This window comes from Enterobacter sp. BIDMC92, from assembly GCF_001030225.1.
In the GTDB taxonomy this organism is placed as follows: domain Bacteria; phylum Pseudomonadota; class Gammaproteobacteria; order Enterobacterales; family Enterobacteriaceae; genus Enterobacter; species Enterobacter sichuanensis.
The window spans coordinates 3,857,449-3,874,085 of the sequence record NZ_KQ087598.1; the positions used below are offsets into that span (position 1 = coordinate 3,857,449).

At 57.0% G+C, this 16,637-nt stretch carries 10 protein-coding genes and 1 tRNA gene; 2 read left to right on the forward strand and 9 right to left on the reverse strand.

Features of this window, described 5'->3' with window-relative positions:
• Window positions 1-17: 17 nt before the first annotated feature.
• A tRNA-Met gene (locus SP99_RS18000) sits at window positions 18-94 on the forward strand.
• A gap of 86 nt (window positions 95-180) precedes the next feature.
• Here SP99_RS18000 and amiC read toward each other — a convergent pair.
• Window positions 181-1,434, reverse strand: coding sequence for an N-acetylmuramoyl-L-alanine amidase AmiC (gene amiC / locus SP99_RS18005; protein WP_025760261.1), 1,254 nt, complete (start codon window positions 1,432-1,434; stop codon window positions 181-183).
• 227 nt (window positions 1,435-1,661) lie between these two features.
• On the opposite strand from amiC, the gene argA reads away from it, so the two are divergent.
• Window positions 1,662-2,993: an amino-acid N-acetyltransferase gene (gene argA, locus SP99_RS18010; RefSeq protein ID WP_014885072.1), complete on the forward strand. Its 1,332-nt coding sequence runs from the start codon at window positions 1,662-1,664 to the stop codon at window positions 2,991-2,993.
• Window positions 2,994-3,027: 34 nt separating this feature from the next.
• On the opposite strand, the gene recD is transcribed toward argA, so the two are convergent.
• The 8 genes from recD to SP99_RS18050 all read right to left on the reverse strand — a co-directional run bounded on the left by recD (window position 3,028) and on the right by SP99_RS18050 (window position 16,514).
• Entirely contained in the window at window positions 3,028-4,848 is a 1,821-nt protein-coding gene (gene recD / locus SP99_RS18015; protein WP_047959388.1) for an exodeoxyribonuclease V subunit alpha, read from the reverse strand.
• Window positions 4,845-8,387 (reverse strand): exodeoxyribonuclease V subunit beta, encoded by a 3,543-nt coding sequence (recB, locus tag SP99_RS18020; RefSeq protein WP_047959389.1) that lies wholly within the window; start codon window positions 8,385-8,387, stop codon window positions 4,845-4,847. The genes recD and recB overlap by 4 nt, the downstream gene beginning before the upstream one ends.
• Window positions 8,384-11,266, reverse strand: coding sequence for a pitrilysin (ptrA, locus tag SP99_RS18025; protein ID WP_047959390.1), 2,883 nt, complete (start codon window positions 11,264-11,266; stop codon window positions 8,384-8,386). The genes recB and ptrA overlap by 4 nt, the downstream gene beginning before the upstream one ends.
• A 139-nt stretch (window positions 11,267-11,405) precedes the next feature.
• Window positions 11,406-14,780 carry an exodeoxyribonuclease V subunit gamma gene (recC, locus tag SP99_RS18030; RefSeq protein ID WP_047959391.1) on the reverse strand — a complete coding sequence of 1,125 codons (3,375 nt, stop codon included), beginning with the start codon at window positions 14,778-14,780 and terminating at the stop codon, window positions 11,406-11,408.
• 12 nt (window positions 14,781-14,792) lie between these two features.
• Window positions 14,793-15,116 (reverse strand): prepilin-type N-terminal cleavage/methylation domain-containing protein, encoded by a 324-nt coding sequence (locus SP99_RS18035; RefSeq protein ID WP_047959392.1) that lies wholly within the window; start codon window positions 15,114-15,116, stop codon window positions 14,793-14,795.
• The gene (locus tag SP99_RS18040) at window positions 15,101-15,502 is read right to left on the reverse strand and encodes a DUF2509 family protein (protein ID WP_047959393.1); all 402 of its coding nucleotides are present in this window, start codon (window positions 15,500-15,502) and stop codon (window positions 15,101-15,103) included. The genes SP99_RS18035 and SP99_RS18040 overlap by 16 nt, the downstream gene beginning before the upstream one ends.
• Window positions 15,499-16,059 (reverse strand): prepilin peptidase-dependent protein, encoded by a 561-nt coding sequence (locus tag SP99_RS18045; RefSeq protein ID WP_047959394.1) that lies wholly within the window; start codon window positions 16,057-16,059, stop codon window positions 15,499-15,501. The genes SP99_RS18040 and SP99_RS18045 overlap by 4 nt, the downstream gene beginning before the upstream one ends.
• Complete coding sequence (locus SP99_RS18050) at window positions 16,050-16,514, reverse strand: prepilin peptidase-dependent protein (RefSeq protein ID WP_047959395.1); 465 nt, start codon at window positions 16,512-16,514, stop codon at window positions 16,050-16,052. The genes SP99_RS18045 and SP99_RS18050 overlap by 10 nt, the downstream gene beginning before the upstream one ends.
• Window positions 16,515-16,637 lie beyond the last annotated feature (123 nt).

Here is a 16,637-nt window from a genome sequence, read left to right on the forward strand (position 1 = left end):
TATAAGCAGTACGGTGACGCGGGGTGGAGCAGCCTGGTAGCTCGTCGGGCTCATAACCCGAAGGTCGTCGGTTCAAATCCGGCCCCCGCAACCAACACTTCTAAAACAATAAACACCCTTAAGGGTGTTTTTTTGTTTTTGTCGTTTGTGAATTTGCCGGGCGAGCCCCCGGCGTCCACACTATCCGCGTCGCGCCAGCGTCGCCCCGTCAGAGAAATACGCCCGGATCCCTGCCAGAATCGACTCCGCTACCTCTTGCTGGAATTTGGCCGTTTTGAGCTTACGCTCCTCTTCCACGTTACTGATAAATGCCGTTTCGACCAGAATAGACGGAATATCCGGCGCCTTCAGTACCGCAAACCCGGCCTGCTCAACGCTGTTTTTATGCAGCTTGTTGATGTTACCCAGCTTACCCAGCACCGCTTTACCAAACTTCAGGCTGTCGTTGATGGTCAGCGACTGCACCATGTCGAACATGGTGTGGTCGACGTAGCGGTCGCCGCTTTTACTCACGCCACCAATCAGGTCCGAGGCGTTCTGGGTGTCCGCAAGGTATCGCGCCGCGGTACTGGTCGCACCTTTGGTGGACAGCGCAAACACCGACGAGCCGCTTGGCTGACGGCTGGTAAAGGCGTCCGCATGGATCGACACGAACAAATCCGCGCGCTGCTTCTGCGCTTTCGCCACCCTGACCTTCAGCGGGATAAACACATCCTCATTACGCGTCATGTAGGCGCGCATATTGCCTTCTTTATCAATCAACGCCTTCAGACGACGGGCGATTTGCAGCACCACGTCTTTTTCACGCGTGCGATATTTCCCCACCGCGCCGGAGTCTTCGCCGCCGTGGCCAGGATCGAGCATGATCACAATCGGGCGATCGCGCCCTGCTTTTCCTGGCTGCGGGCCGCTTTGCGCAGGAGGGACCTGTTTCTCAAGGTTGCCCTGGTTGTAGTCTTCCAGCAGCGCCAGCAGGGGATCCTGAATATCCGTCGCATTCGCCGGGTAGAGATCCATCACCAGACGCTCTTTGAACGTGGCTACAGGCGCAAGGGCAAACAGCTGCGGCTTCACGTTCTGCTTCAGCTCAAACACCATGCGCACGGTTTGCGGATCAAACTGCCCCACGCGCGCCGATTTAATAAACGGATCGTCGCCGCGGATCTGTGCCGCCATCCCCTTCAACACGGAGTTGAGGTTAACACCTTCGAGATCCACCACCACACGTTCAGGGTTACTGAGGGCAAATTGCTTATATTTCAGTACGCGATTGGATTCGACCGTCACGCGCGTATAGGTCGATGACGGCCAGACGCGCACCGCCACGACCTGACTGGTGGCGGCAAGACCGACCTGACTGACGCTAAGCAACCACATTGCCCCGGCCCCTTTTAACAAACGGCGGCGGCTTATTGCTGAATTGGATCCCGACATGCTTCTCCCGAGCAAGAACACTGATTGATATACAAAATGTCCAGATTGACCGAAAACTTTAACGAATGACGCATAAACTGTCATCTATAAAAGGGTAAACAATCCTGTGCTAACGCACGGATTACTTATTATTTTCTATGGGTCGCGGGAAATTTACGCTTGCACACGCGGCCACAATCGAATAAAAATACAGAAATTACGAATAAACATTCATTAAGGGTTGTGCCATGGTGAAGGAGCGTAGAACCGAACTGGTCCAGGGATTCCGCCATTCTGTTCCCTATATCAACGCCCATCGGGGAAAAACGTTTGTCATCATGCTTGGCGGCGAAGCCATTGAGCATGAAAATTTTTCCAGCATCGTCAATGACATTGGCCTGCTGCACAGCCTCGGGATCCGCCTGGTGGTGGTCTATGGCGCACGTCCGCAGATCGATGCCAACCTGGCCGCTCATCACCACGAGCCGATTTATCACAAACACACCCGCGTAACGGATGCGAAAACCCTTGAACTGGTGAAACAGGCCGCTGGCCTGCTGCAGCTGGATATTACGGCTCGCCTGTCGATGAGCCTGAACAACACGCCGCTGCAGGGCGCGCATATCAACGTCGTGAGCGGCAACTTTATCATTGCCCAGCCGCTCGGCGTGGACGATGGCGTCGATTACTGCCACAGCGGACGCATTCGTCGTATTGATGAAGAAGCCATTCACCGCCAGCTCGACAGCGGTGCCATCGTACTGATGGGTCCGGTGGCGGTTTCCGTGACCGGTGAAAGCTTTAACCTCACTTCAGAAGAGATTGCCACGCAGCTGGCGATCAAGCTGAAGGCGGAAAAAATGATTGGGTTTTGCTCCTCCCAGGGGGTCGTGAACGATGAAGGGGTTATCGTGCCAGAGCTCTTCCCGAATGAAGCCCAGGCCCGCGTGGAAGCGCTGGAAGCAGAAGGCGATTACCACTCCGGGACCGTGCGTTTTCTGCGTGGCGCCGTGAAAGCCTGCCGCAGCGGCGTGCGCCGTAGCCACCTGATCAGCTATCAGGAAGACGGTGCCCTGCTGCAGGAGCTGTTCTCCCGCGACGGTATCGGCACCCAGATTGTGATGGAGAGTGCGGAGCAGATCCGCCGCGCCACCATTAACGATATCGGCGGCATTCTGGAGCTGATCCGCCCCCTCGAACAGCAGGGGATTCTGGTGCGTCGTTCGCGCGAGCAGCTGGAGATGGAGATCGACAAATTCACCATTATTCAGCGTGATAACCTGACCATTGCCTGCGCCGCGCTCTATCCGTTCCCGGAAGAGAAGATCGGCGAAATGGCCTGCGTGGCGGTGCATCCTGACTACCGCAGCTCTTCACGCGGTGAAATGCTGCTTGAGCGCGTGGCAGCACAGGCGCGCCAGATGGGCCTGAGCAAGCTGTTTGTGCTGACAACGCGCAGCATTCACTGGTTCCAGGAGCGTGGGTTTACGCCGGTGGATATTGATTCGCTGCCGGAAACGAAGAAAGAGATGTACAACTATCAGCGGCGCTCAAAAGTGCTGATGGCGGATCTGGGGTGAGACGACGCCCTCACCGTCCGGCGAGGGCTTTTGTTTACAGAGACTCAAATATCGCGCTCAGCCCGCTTCGACGTTCCGTGCGGGTGGCAATCGCCTGCATCAGCACGCGTTCATCGGTATACAGCGACAGGCGCTGATGCGCGCGTGTAATGGCGGTATAGATCAGCTCGCGGGTAATGACGGGTGATAGCTGCGTGGGCAGGATCAGCGCCGCATGGTTAAACTCAGAGCCCTGGGATTTATGCACCGTCATCGCCCATGCGGTTTCATGCTCAGGCAAACGGCTCGGCTGGAAAGACTTCACGCTACCGTCCGGCATCTGGAACCAGACGCGCAGCCCCTGGCCGCGATCGAGCGCAATTCCAATATCCCCGTTAAACAACCCCAGCGCACTGTCGTTGCGGGAGATCATAACCGGTCTTCCTTCATACCAGCGCGAATGCGGGGTACGGTGTATTTTACGCTTTTGCGCCAGCAGCTGTTCCAGCCTGTCGTTCAGGCCGCTGACGCCAAAGGGCCCTTCCCTCAGCGCACAGAGCAACTGATATTCACCAAACGCGGCAATCACCTGCTCCGGTGTGCGTTGCTGCTGTACGCCCGTCAGGAAATGCTGATACCCCAGCAGAGCATCATCAAGCATCGCCTGATACTCCTCCCCGTTTTGCAGCGATTTTTTCTCAATATCCGTAAAGGTGCCGTCAAAGACCGCACAGGTGGTGTGACGGTCCCCGCGGTTCACGGCCGCCGCAAGCTGGCCAATGCCGGAGTCGCTGCCGAAACGATAGCTCTTTTGCAGCAGACACAGGCTGTCGCGCAGAGCCCCCGCAAGGGAATGGTTTTCAGAGGCGAGCGAACATCCCGTCAGACGCGCCAACTCCTGCGCGCGTTCCGCGGTATACCCCAGGCTGGCATAGGTGCAGATATCGCCGAGTACAGCCCCGGCCTCCACGGAGGCAAGCTGGTCACGATCGCCGAGAAAAATGACGCGTGCATGAGGCGGTAGCGCATCAATCAAACGCGACATCATCGTCAGGTCAATCATCGACGCTTCATCCACCACCAGCACATCCAGATGCAGGGGGTTACCAGCATGATAACGCAGCCGCTGGCTACCCGGCTGCGCGCCAAGCAGCCGGTGTAGCGTGCTGGCTTCGTTGGGGAAAAGCGCGAGCTGCTCGCCGGTAAGGGGTAATTTTTGCAGCGCCCCGCCTAACGACTCCGTCAGACGCGCCGCCGCTTTACCGGTAGGGGCCGCCAGGCGAATACGGCACTTTTGCTCACCCGAGAGCTGAATCAGCGCAGCAAGCAGCTTTGCCACGGTGGTCGTTTTCCCGGTGCCCGGGCCACCAGATATCACCGAGATCCGTCGCGTTAACGCCACGGCGGCCGCCACTTTCTGCCAGTCTGTTTCGTTCTCAGAGGTAAACAGCGTATCCAGCACCTGCCGAAGCTGCGCTTCATCGCAGGGAAGCGGGGCGTTCGTCTCACTAAAGAAGCGCGCCACCGTCAGCTCGTTGCGCCAGAGTCGGTTAAGATACAAACGCTCGCCGGTGAGGATCATCGGCGTACCGGTATCGGTTCCGCTCACGGCAGGCGAACTGAGTAATATCGCTTCCCAATCCACGGTGTCACCCAGCAGAGCGAAACAGGCCTGTAAAGCCGGGGGCATTTTCTCGTCTACCACCAGACGCGACAGCGGCAGACAGACGTGCCCTTCCCCCGCGTCTTTGCTCAGAATGGCGGCGGCGAGCATCACGGCTGGCTCTTCGCCCGCCACCATCATAGCAAACTGCACATCAAGGTGGCGCAGTAATCGTTGTTCAACCGCGTCCAGCAGTAGCGCCTGCATTGTCATGCCACCTCCTCCGTGCCTGCAGCAAACAGGTTATCCATTTTTTCAATCAGTTCCGCAGCCGGACGCGTGCTGAAGACACCGGAACGCAGGTCGTTAGCATCCACGCCGCGCAGGAACAGGTAAATCACGCCGCCAAAATGGTCTTCGTAGCGATAATCAGCAATGCGATGACGCAGATAACGGTGCAGCGCCAGGGTATAAAGCTGGTACTGCAGATCGTAGCGATGCATTTGCATGGCCGACGCCATCGCCTGTTGGGTATAGGCTTCGCTGTTTTCGCCCAGCCAGTTCGATTTGTAATCCAGCAGGTAATAGCGCCCCTGATGGCGGAAAACCAGGTCGATAAAGCCTTTTAACATCCCCTGCACCTGGCGGAAGTTCAGCGGCGGACACCCGGCGGATAGCGGATCGTACTCGCGGATCAGCCCATCGAGCGCCTCGGCCCTGAGCGGGCTGGCGATGGGGAGATAAAACTCCATCTCGACCTGCTTATCTCTGGCAGTCAGCTGGCTGAGGGAGACCCCCTGCGTGGTGAGCGGCGCGTGTAAAACCGCGTGGATCCAGTCACGCAAAACCGGCTGCCATTGTGCGTCGTAGCCGCCGCTCTGTAACATCTTCAGCACCCACTCTTCGGAAACCGGCTGCGTGAAATCGAGCTCTTCGAACAGGCTGTGCAAAAACGTGCCCGGAGAGGCGCCGCGCGGGAACTGGTGCGGCGTAAGCACCGGCTCAACGAGTACACTACCGGTTCCTGCCGCGTCCACGTCCAGTTTTGGCATCAGATCCAGCGCAACACTCTGTCCGTGCTGCTGTAAACCGGAGTAGCTGGTGACGCGCCAGTCGTCAGCAATCGGGCGTATCACCTGGCGGGCATGCAGATCTGACTCACGCGGCTCCGGCATTTGCCAGCGGTCATTATCCGGTTGTGCCGGAATATGCAGGGCAACATGCTCCCCGCAAAGTGATTCGAGACACTGCCGTAACCCCGCAGCGTCTTTGGGTTCGCCGTGCTGAATTAAGCGCCCCAGCGCGCTCAGGTGAAAATCGCTCTCCCCGGTCTTTTCACCGCGACGACGGAACAGAGGGGCAACGCCCAGACTGCAGTGCCAGACCGAACGGGTCAGTGCCACGTACAGCAGGCGTAAATCTTCCGCCAGACGTTCGGCTTCTGCCAGCTCAACGCTGGATTCCGCGTTGCTGAGATCGAGCACCGCCTCGAACGACTCGCGATCGTGGTAAAAGGCCTGATCCTGCACGCGGTAATTGGCGATAAACGGCAACCAGACCAGCGGATACTCAAGCCCTTTCGATTTGTGAATGGTGACGATCTGCACCAGGTGTTTATCACTCTCAAGACGCATCTGCTGGCTGGACGAATTGCTGTTCGGGTCGGCAATCTGCTGTGCCAGCCAGCGCACCAGAGCATGCTCGCTCTCCAGCTGCGTGCCCGCCTCCTGCAGGAGTTCGCTGATATGTAAAATATCGGTCAACCGGCGCTCGCCGCCCGCGGTTGCCAGTATATTCTCCGCAATGTGACGCTGTGCCATCAGCTCACGCACCATGGCCATCACGCCGCGCTTTTGCCATTTCTCCCGGTAGCGAACAAACTCTTCCACCACCGCATCCCATGCGGACTCGTCATTGTTGAGCGCATCGATATCACGGGCATTCAGCCCGAGCATCGCGCTGGCTAATGCGCTGCGCAGTGTGCTTTCCCGCTCCGGGGCCAGCACGGCCTGCAGCAGCCATAGCATCTCCTGCGCTTCCAGCGTTTCAAAGACGCTGTCACGGTTTGAGAGGTAGACGGACGGAATACTCAGCAGGGTCAGGGCATCCCGAATAAGCGCGGCCTCCTGACGGCTACGCACCAGCACCGTGATATCCGATGCTTTTACGGGGAGTGCATCCTGGCCTTTCCAGAGCACCGCCTCGCCGCGAGCCCCCGCACTGAGCCAGTCACGGATCTGCGCGGCACAATGCTGTGCCATGGCGTTTTGATAGTCGGCGACGCCACACCCTTCACCGTCCAGCAGCCAGAAGCGCATGGCAGGCTGCGTCTCGCCGTTGAACTCAAAGCGCAACGAGGCATTTTTCTCAGCAAATTTTACCGGCTGGAACGGGATCTCCCGGAACATAAACGCCGTATCCATGCGGCTGAACAGCGCATTCACGCTTTCCACCATCCCGGGAGACGAACGCCAGTTGGTATCCAGGGTGTAGTGCGCCTCAACTTCGCTGCGGGCCTTCATGTAGGTGAAAATGTCCGCACCGCGGAAGGCGTAGATAGCCTGTTTAGGATCGCCGATTAACAACAGCGCGGTGCCGGGCTGCTGGCGCCAGATACGGCGGAAAATGCGGTATTGTTGAGGGTCGGTATCCTGAAATTCGTCAATCATCGCCACCGGGAAACGGGTGCGGATCGCGGCGGCAAGCGCTTCGCCATTTTCACTGCACAAAGCCGCATCAAGGCGGCTCAGCATATCGTCAAATCCCAGTTCCCCCCGGCGGCGTTTCTCACGGGCGACGGCTTCGCGAATTTCCGTCATGGCACGGGTTATCATCAGATCGTTGAGCGTTAAGGGCTCAGCCAGCAGGGTTTCAATCGCCACAAACAGGGGATGTTCAGGCACAATACCGTCGGGTTTGGTGCGCTCGACGAGGAAACGCCGGGAGAATTTCTCCAGCGCGTCCGGGAGCAGGTAGCCCCGCGTCTCTTCCTGTGCCCAGGCGTTGATCTTGTCGATCCATTTCCCCTGATTGCCGCGGTTGAATTTGCGGCGGTCGATCCCGGAGTTTTCAATAATGGCGTCAATCTCGCCGACTGATTCAATCCATTTTTGTTTGATGTCGACAATTCGCGCGATGATTTTTTCATGGCGTGACGCCAGGGTTTCATCCGCTGGCGGCGGAGATTTGATAACCGGCGCTTCCCCCTGAAGATAACGATCGATCGCGCGCAGCAGCGCCTCAGGGCCTTTCCACAATGCATGTACCGCTTCGGCGATATCGCGCTGTAGCGGGTAGCAGTGGCGACGCCAGAAGTCCGCGCAGGCCTGATAGCGAAGTACGGTTTCATCTTCAATGAGCTGTTGTTCAAACAGCATGCCGGATTCAAACGCATTCAGGCTCAGCATGCGCTGGCAAAAACCGTGAATGGTGAAGACGGAGGCTTCATCCATCTGCCGTTCGGCAAGTAGCAGCCACTCTGCGGCCTGTTGCCTGTCGGCAATCTCTTCCAGAAGACTGGCATAAAGGGGGTTATCCGTGCTCTGACGCAGGCAGGCGATGCGCAGCTCGTGGATATTGGCGCGAATACGGCCACGCAGCTCTGCTGTGGCGGCTTCGGTGAAGGTCACCACCAGCAGCTCTTCCACGCTCAGCGGGCGGGGAAAAGCGGCGTTGCCGCCGAGCCCTAACAGCAGACGCAAATAGAGCGCGGCGATGGTGAAGGTTTTTCCCGTTCCCGCTGAGGCTTCAATCAATCGTTCACCCTGAAGAGGTAAACGTAAGGGATTAAGGGGCTCAGCGGTGTCGGTCATTCTTTCTTACTCCAGGGCATAGATTGCTGCAGCGCGCTGACGCTCTTCCAGACTTTCCAGCCTTGCGGGTTTACGTACTCCGTTTTCCCGTTCTGGCTACCAGAAACCTGAGACAGGATGGTCATTCCCTGCGGTTTAATCACCGCCTGATGGAAGAAATCGGCAACCTTTTGCGGCGTCAGCTGTTTTATCTCGGCCACTACTTTATCACGCGAATCAAATTTCAGATTACCGCGATCAAAATCTTTGCTCAGCTGTGAGGCTTCTTCACCCAACGTCTGCGGCGGCTGCATCACCTGCGCAATGACGGCCTGCTGGATCTGGGCGAACTCTTCCGGCTTCATGGCGCGCAGTTTTGCTTCCACCTGCGGGAAGAAAGCCTGGTAACGCTGCCAGAGATATGCCGGTTGCTTATCGCTGCTCTGCAGCAGGAAACCCAGCCCCCACTGGCGGCCCACGTTCATGGAGAAAGCAAACACCGCGTAGCCGAGCTGCTCTTCCGTGCGTAACTGGTTATAGAACCACGGTTGAATAATTTGGCCCAGCACGGCACTCTGCGCCGAACTGGCGAATTCATCGTAGCCAGTTGGCACAAATACCGCGGCCAGGGCGGAATCCGTGCTGTTACCCGCTTTTTCAAATATTACATTCTGCTTTTTCTCAACCAGCACATCCTGGTTGCGGCACCACTCATCGCCTTTAGAGCCGAGCTGAGTGCGAACATTCTGCGCCAGGGTTTTGGCCTGATCCTCGCTCATATTGCCCACAATCAGGAACTCCGGGCGCGTGTTGGTTTTCAGCGCGTCACGGTAAGCCAGCACGTCTTTTAAGGTGATCGAAGGCAACAGCGCGCGGCGATCCTCGCGCTGGAAATAAGGAACCTGCGATAACATTTGCGCTGGCATAAGCGCCAGATCGTAAGCTTTGCCCTTCTCCGCAGAATCCATCATCTGCGCATACCACGATTTGGCCTGTTCAAACTGTTCTTCCGTCGGCGTATAGCTGAAATAGCCCTCCAGCAGCGCCTGGAACAGCTGAGGTAGACGCTGGGTATAGCCATTTGCATTGAGCATCAAACCGTTGTTGGCGTTGGTGGAGAAGCTGATGCCGCCCACGGCCGCCTGGTTGCTAAGCTGATCGAGCGCAATCCCGGCAAGATAGTCATTGAGCGCGAACATCACCTGATTTTTGGCGCTGTTCATCGCTTTCGGGTTACGCAGCACCACGCTGACGTCGGCCTTTGGCTCGCTTGCGAAATAGCGGCTGGGGGTATACACCACGCGCAGCGTCGGCTCATCAATGATAAGTGCCGGATGCGGATAGTCCTTCGCGGTTTTGATCAACGAGAAATCATCCGGGATATAGGGATTCAGTTCCGGCAGTTTTAACGCGATCTCTCCCGCCTTCTTTTGCCAGTCGGCAAAGGTCTGGGCGCTGATTTTATCCACCTGATAAGGGGCATCGACAAAGTAAGCCGTTTTGTTATGCGGCTCATCCGGGCTGATGTACCAGATGCGGGCATTCTCCGGGGTCATCATCGCCAGACGGGCTTTGACCGCCTCAGGGTTGTACTGGTCGGCAATGTTCACCGCGTCGAGGGTGTGTTCCACCGGCACGCGGATCATGGTATCGGCCAGCCACTCCACATAATCCATGTCGCGGGTTATCGATGGGTAACGGAAATCAAGATCCAGCACGTGCGCCAGTTCATCAAAGTAGCGCTTGTCGACGCCTTTTTCACGCAGCAGAGAGAGGTAGCTGAAGATTGCAGCCACCACTTCATCGCGGTGTGCCTGACCTTTGTCGGTCAGGGTTGCGGATATCGCCAGCACGCCGCTGTTCCCGTTAACCACCGGATCGGAGTCGGCGCGGATACCTTCCGCCAGCCCCTGTTTCTGCAGCCAGTCAGAGAGCGTATCCGGGCTACGGTTACCGATGAGATAAGTCACCAGCTCGTCGGTTTTACTGCGAAACTGTGCCGTGTTGTTGTCAATGCGAAATTCAACGCGTAACACTTTGCGCGGCAGCGCAGGCACGTAGTGGATCACGATGCCTTTTTGCGCATCCGTGACCACCGGAACATCTATTTGCGGCCGGTCGATATTTTTATTCGGCACCCGACCAAACGTTTTCGCCGCCATGCCCGCCAGCTCTGGCAACGGTTTATTGCTGTAGATAACCGCTTTCATCAGATTGGCGGAGTAGTATTTATCGCGAAACGCGTGCAGCGCATCCAGAACCGGGCTGTTCGGTTTGTCGCTCAATGTCTCCAGGTTACCGCCGGAGAAGCGAGAACCCGGATGCGCAGGGTTGATGGTTTCGGCGCTCACCTGAGCCATGCGCATACCGTCTCGCGTGCGGGCCAGGGTCAGTTCGGCATTCACCGCATTGCGTTCACGATCGGCGTATTTTTTATCCAGCAACGGGGCGGCGATGGCATCAGCAAGGCGATCGACCGCCCCTTCCAGCGCATCGTTCTCGACTTCGAGATAGAAGGCCGTGCGGTACGGGGCGGTACTGGCATTATGGCTGCCGCCATGCATTTTCAGAAATTCGGACAGGCTATCTGGCTGCGGGTATTTTTTTGACCCCATCAGCGTCATATGTTCCAGATAGTGTGCAAGCCCGGGGTGGGATTCAGGATCTTCTAGCGACCCAACCGGCACCACCAGTGCCGAGAGGGATTTTACCGCCTGCGGGTCGGAAACCAGCAGCACGGTCATGCCGTTATCAAGGCGGATGGCCTGATACTGACGGGTATCTTTTTCACTCTTACGGATAGTTTCCTGAACGGGTTGCCAACCGGAGTCTGCCTGAGTGACAGGTGCCCAAAGGGCGACAAACAAAACCAACGCTTTAAACAAGGTGCTGCCAGGCATTACGACCTCTTTATCACGGCTACATCATTAACAAACTGCGTGCTGGACACGCCAACATCTCTTTCTTTGGGTACATCAGTCCGTGATAAGAAGTGCATCATAAATGAACACCCCTGACTGCGCAATTTTTATACAGCACTCAGGACTGATTAAATCTGAACAACGGTAACAAATAGCGTTGCGCCTCTTCCTTGATCGCCTCAAAGTACTCGGGTTCAAGCGCGCGCCATAAGCGCTGATACCAGACATCTTCCCCTTCGCCCCGCATCATCATGTTTCCTTCGTAGGCCTGCATAAACTTACTGCGCGCCTTCTGCAGTGACGCCTCATCCGTTAACATCGCATCATTCTGCGCGTCATAACAGGCTTTTATCCAGGCACCACCACTTTCCGGCAGGAGCAGGAGCGGTTTGTTCATTCCCTGACGGTAGCCCTCAATGTACAAAGACAGGTATTGTAAGGCCTGCTCCGCCTCCATCGGCGGGAAACGCCATTCGCCCTCTTTGCGCACAAAAATGCGGCTTTCGCCTTTATGGCCATCCGCACTATAGACAAGATGTTCCAGCCAGAGTTGCAATCCCTGCGAAACGCTCAGCATTGAGGGCCGCCAGCGCAGCAGACCATCTGGCTGAACCTGTGTTAACCAGCCCGTAAGCTGCACACCATTACAGTTGAGGTCGATTTCAATACTCTTCCCGGGCTGTCGGCACGCTCTGACGCGCTCTGCCAGAGCGGTCATCTCCTGACACTGCGCCTCCCAGACGATCTCCCCGAACGCACCATAAGGCAGTTGCCCTGCCGCACGGTAGCGGCGGTAAAGTTTGTCCGCATCTTCCTCTTCAACCAGCGCATTCAGCAGTTGCAGGTTTAACTGATAGCGCTCCAGCCCTTCCAGGGTAAAGGGTTCTGCATCAGGAATTTCGCTCTCTTCAGAGCGGAAGTTGACCTGTAATCGTTGCTGGAAGAAAGCGCGCACCGGATGCGCCCAAAACCGCTGAAGCTGTTCGACGGTCAGGGTATCAATCGGTAGCGGGTCAAGTTCCTGAATGAAATCGGTATGCGCGCTCCCCTCTTTTTTGGCCGCCGGCAGCCACTCCTGGGCATAGCTCTGGCGCTCGCTGGCAACGTAATTCACCGGATCAAACGGCATGCGGCTGTGGTGACAGGTGATATGCGCTTTCACCCGCTGCTCGCTCTCATCACAGTTGCGCTCTTCATCCCCCGGCAGGTAGTGGCTCTGGCCGATATAATCCACCAGCTCCTGCACCAGAACCGAAGGGAAACGCTCGCTGTTGTCCTGAATGGAACGGCCGATATAGCTGATATAGAGCTTACTCTGGGCGGAAATGAGTGCTTCCAGGAAGAGATAGCGGTCATCATCTCGGCGGCTACGGTCGCCCCGTTTTGGGTCTGCGCTCATCAAATCGAACCCCAGCGGCGCCAGCGCGCGCGGATAGACGCCGTCATTCATGCCAAGCAGGCAAACCACTTTAAACGGGATAGAACGCATTGGCATCAGGGTACAGATATTGATCGGACCCGCCAGGAAACGCTGACTAATTCGCTCCTGATCAAGCCGCTGCGTCAACTCATCCCGCAGCAGCGACAACGGAATCGCCTCGTGATAGTGGGAATTTACCCCCTCGTCGATGATAGCCTGCCACTGCGTTTCAATGAGGGCCATCGCCGCTTCGGTATCGCTGTCTGGCAGGAAGAAATCATTGAGCAGTGCCCGGCAAACCGGGAGCCACTCTTCAAGCGGGCGCGGCTGCATCAGTGCGTGTCGCCAGCGGTTAAGCTGCATCAGTAGTGACGCCAAATGTCCCACCAGTTCCGCAATCAAGCCGCTGGACTCATCGTAAGGCAGAACCTCGTTCCACTCGCCCTGGCTGCTTTCCATGGCGTAGCCCAACAGCATACGCGTCAGGCCAAATCGCCACGTGTGCTGCCCGGTTGGGGGAAGTTCAAACTCCTGGACGTTATCATCGTCAATCCCCCAGCGCACGCCAGACTCGTTAACCCACTGGCGAAGGTAACGTAACCCCTCTTCATTGATGTTGAAGCGTGCAGCCAGCACGGGCACATCCAGTAAGGCAAGGACATCTTCGGAGATAAACCGACTATCTGGCAGCGACAGCAACGTGATAAATGCCTGTAACGCCGGATGAGATTGACGGGCGCGACGGTCCGAGATGGCGTAAGGCAGGTACCGCTCGCCCGTCGCACTGCCAAACACGGCCTGAATGAAGGGACTGTAGCTGTCGATATCCGCCACCATCACCACGATATCGCGCGGCGTCAGCTCGGGATCCGCCTGCAGCATCGCCAGCAGCTGGTCGTGAAGCACTTCGACTTCACGCTGTGGGCTATGACAAACGTGGATCGTCATGCTGCGATCGTCAGGATCCAGCTTTCGTTTCCTGTCGCTGCGTTCAAACTCGTCCGCCGTCACGCCCATAACGGCGCGGTTTTCCAGATCCAGAATATCTGACTGAATATGATGCAGCAGGCTGTCCGGAGAGATTTCAACGAAGGCATCCACATCGCCTTCGCCTGATGACGTGATGTCGGAGAGCATATGGATGTAATCACGCCCCAGCTTCCCCCAGGAGGCAAGAAGCGGATTGGGCAGGTTCTGAATACCGTGTTCATCGAAAAGCTGCGCGGCGGAGGCACTGTCCTTAAACAGGGGGACGGTACGCTCTTCAAAAAGGCGTCGCCTCTGGCGGCTCACCAGTCGAGAAAGCCAGCGACCATCCTGAATATCGCCCCAGTACTGGCGACAGGGGTTAGTAAAGAGAATATGAATGTCGATATGTTTACCCAGCGCATTCAGCGCTTGCAGGTAAACCGGTGGCAACGCCGAAATACCGCAGATAAACACACGGGAAGGCAGTCGCGGCGGTCGTTCATTGCTGTTTTGCAGAACAGAGATAAACCGCTGATAGAGGTTGGCACGGTGCCACTTAGGCTGGCCAAGTTTCTCCGTATGTTCCACCAGCGCTTTCCACAAGGGAGCCTGCCAGACCTGCGCCTCCGGCAACCCCTCTACCTGCTCACCCGCTTCCCAGCGGGCCAGCCACTCCGGACGGTAGACCAGATACTGGTCATAAAGGTCGGCGGTGCGCGACGCCAGCTGGAACAGCTTGCGTTTATCGGTATCGTCATTGAGGTAGTGGCGCAGCATGGCAAATTCATCGTGCTGCAGCATTTCTGGCAGCAGCGCCATCAGTTTCCAGCTCATGCCTTGCTTGTTGAAGGCGCTTTGCTCCGGAATGTCCGGCAATACGCGGACAAACATCTCCCAGATAAAACTCGCGGGCAGCGGGAAATCAATATTGGCGGCAATGCCAAACTTACGCGAAAGCGACATTTGCAGCCACTGTGCCATACCGGTGCTCTGCACCAGCACCATTTCAGGCTCAAAAGGATCGTCAAGCCGCTCGCGCTCAACGATAAATTCCATCAGTGCTTCCAGCACATCCAGACGATTTGAGTGGTAGACCCTTAACATAGACGCTCCCGACTACTGGCTAACCGGGCAATGCAGACGCGTTAACTCACCGCGCCGCCCCAGAGGAGAAATTAGTGTAACCGTGATGCTGACACATCCGGCGAGCGTTGTCTGCCCCCGACTGGCCTGCCAGCCTGCGGGGAGACTCTTTGTTGAGAGCTGTGTCTGATTCCAGGCATGGTGCCAAAGCTGGCGATACTGGTTAAACACGACAAACCGCGCCGCCAGCGCCCGATGATAACCCGCCAGTGCCGTCACGATCATCACCAGCAACATCATCGCCAGCAGAACCTCCACCATGCTAAACCCCTTTTCTCTGTTCACGGCAGCTGGCATAACGCACTCTCCTGTAGTGGACAAAAATCACTCCAGCCATGCGGCGAAAAGTGGATTTTCCCGTCGATGACCTCTCCTGCGCGCCAGAGCAGCAGGTCATTGCCGCCGGCAATCAGTAGCACATGCGCTTCACCCAGCGGACGCAAACACACCTGCGAGGAGAATACCTTTTTGCACTGAACCTGTGGCGCTGATGACCAACGCTGAACGCGTCCCCACTCAAGCGCGGACTGCACAGACGCCTGTTGCTGGAGCGACCGGCTCTCTCCCGCGACGAGCGTACTAAAGGTCACGAGCTGCTGGTTAAGGCCGGTAAGGATCAGAGTACCGAGCACCAGCAAAAGCAGTACCAGAGCCAGCGAAGAGATTCCGCGTTGACGCCTCACAGGTTGTACCCCGTGACCGTGTACAGCGCCTGCCAGGGCTCACCCTGTTCCCCCTGACGAAGAGCAGCCAGTTCAATATTCAGCTCTGGGGCAAAACCGGCGCGATCGGCTTTACTCACCGCAAAGTGCGTGATCGCCAGACTTTCCGGGTCCGTGAGCTTTTCCCATCCCTTCCCTTCGCACGACGTTGCCCCTCTCAGGGTTTCCAGCGCCCCCGATTCCAGGCGAAAACCGGTGCTGTCATTTTCTGACCCTGTGCTATCCCATTTGCCGTTACTGTTGGCGTCCCAACGCACAATGACACAGCGTCCTTGCCTGCCGATTAACAGCCCTTGTCCCTGACAGTTTCCCGCGCAGTATCCCGCACGCTGAAGCTGTTTGCCGATCGCAAACAGGTGCTGCCAGACCTCTTCCTCCCGCTCTCGTTGCCCGGATTGCAGTAGTACCGCCCGCTGCAGGCCGGGTAAGAAACGCGATGCGCTTATCAGTAAAAGGCTGCTTACCGCCGTGGCAATCAGCACTTCAGTCAGTGAAAAACCGCGCTGCCTCATCGACATGGACTTCCCTCTGAGACCTTACACATCCTGATGCGCCCTCCATTGGAGACAATGATCAGCCATTCTCCAGCCTGGCTTTGAACGCGTATCCGCCCTGCCCACGCTGTATTCCGTAATCCATAGAACCCTAGCGAGGGCGTTACCTCACTCACCTTCACGTCAGGCCAGAGCGGAATCAGTACAAAGGGGCTACCTTTCTCGCAGGCCTGCACGACAGAACTCATCAGACAGCTTTTTTCGCCCACCCGCTGAAGAGTAATCTGGTGGTCGCGGTTATGCCGGTTGGCATGGTTGCGCAGAAACACCAGGTAATCTCGCACCTGACTGGCGGTCTGCCACAGACGCTGCTGCCGTTGCCAGCTGTCCCAGCCATACAGACCTGAAGCGCTGAGGACAACCACAAGCGAAATGGCGACCAGCGTTTCGATAAGCGTAAAACCGTTCTCTTTGTTCATACCGGGAGTGTGGCGAAGCGCCGTTGACATGACGAGCAACGAATGATCGTTTTACGAGGCGTTATCCGCAGGATCAGGAGAGTTGCAGCGTGTTGCACGCTTTCTGGATAGCGCGTCGGGAAA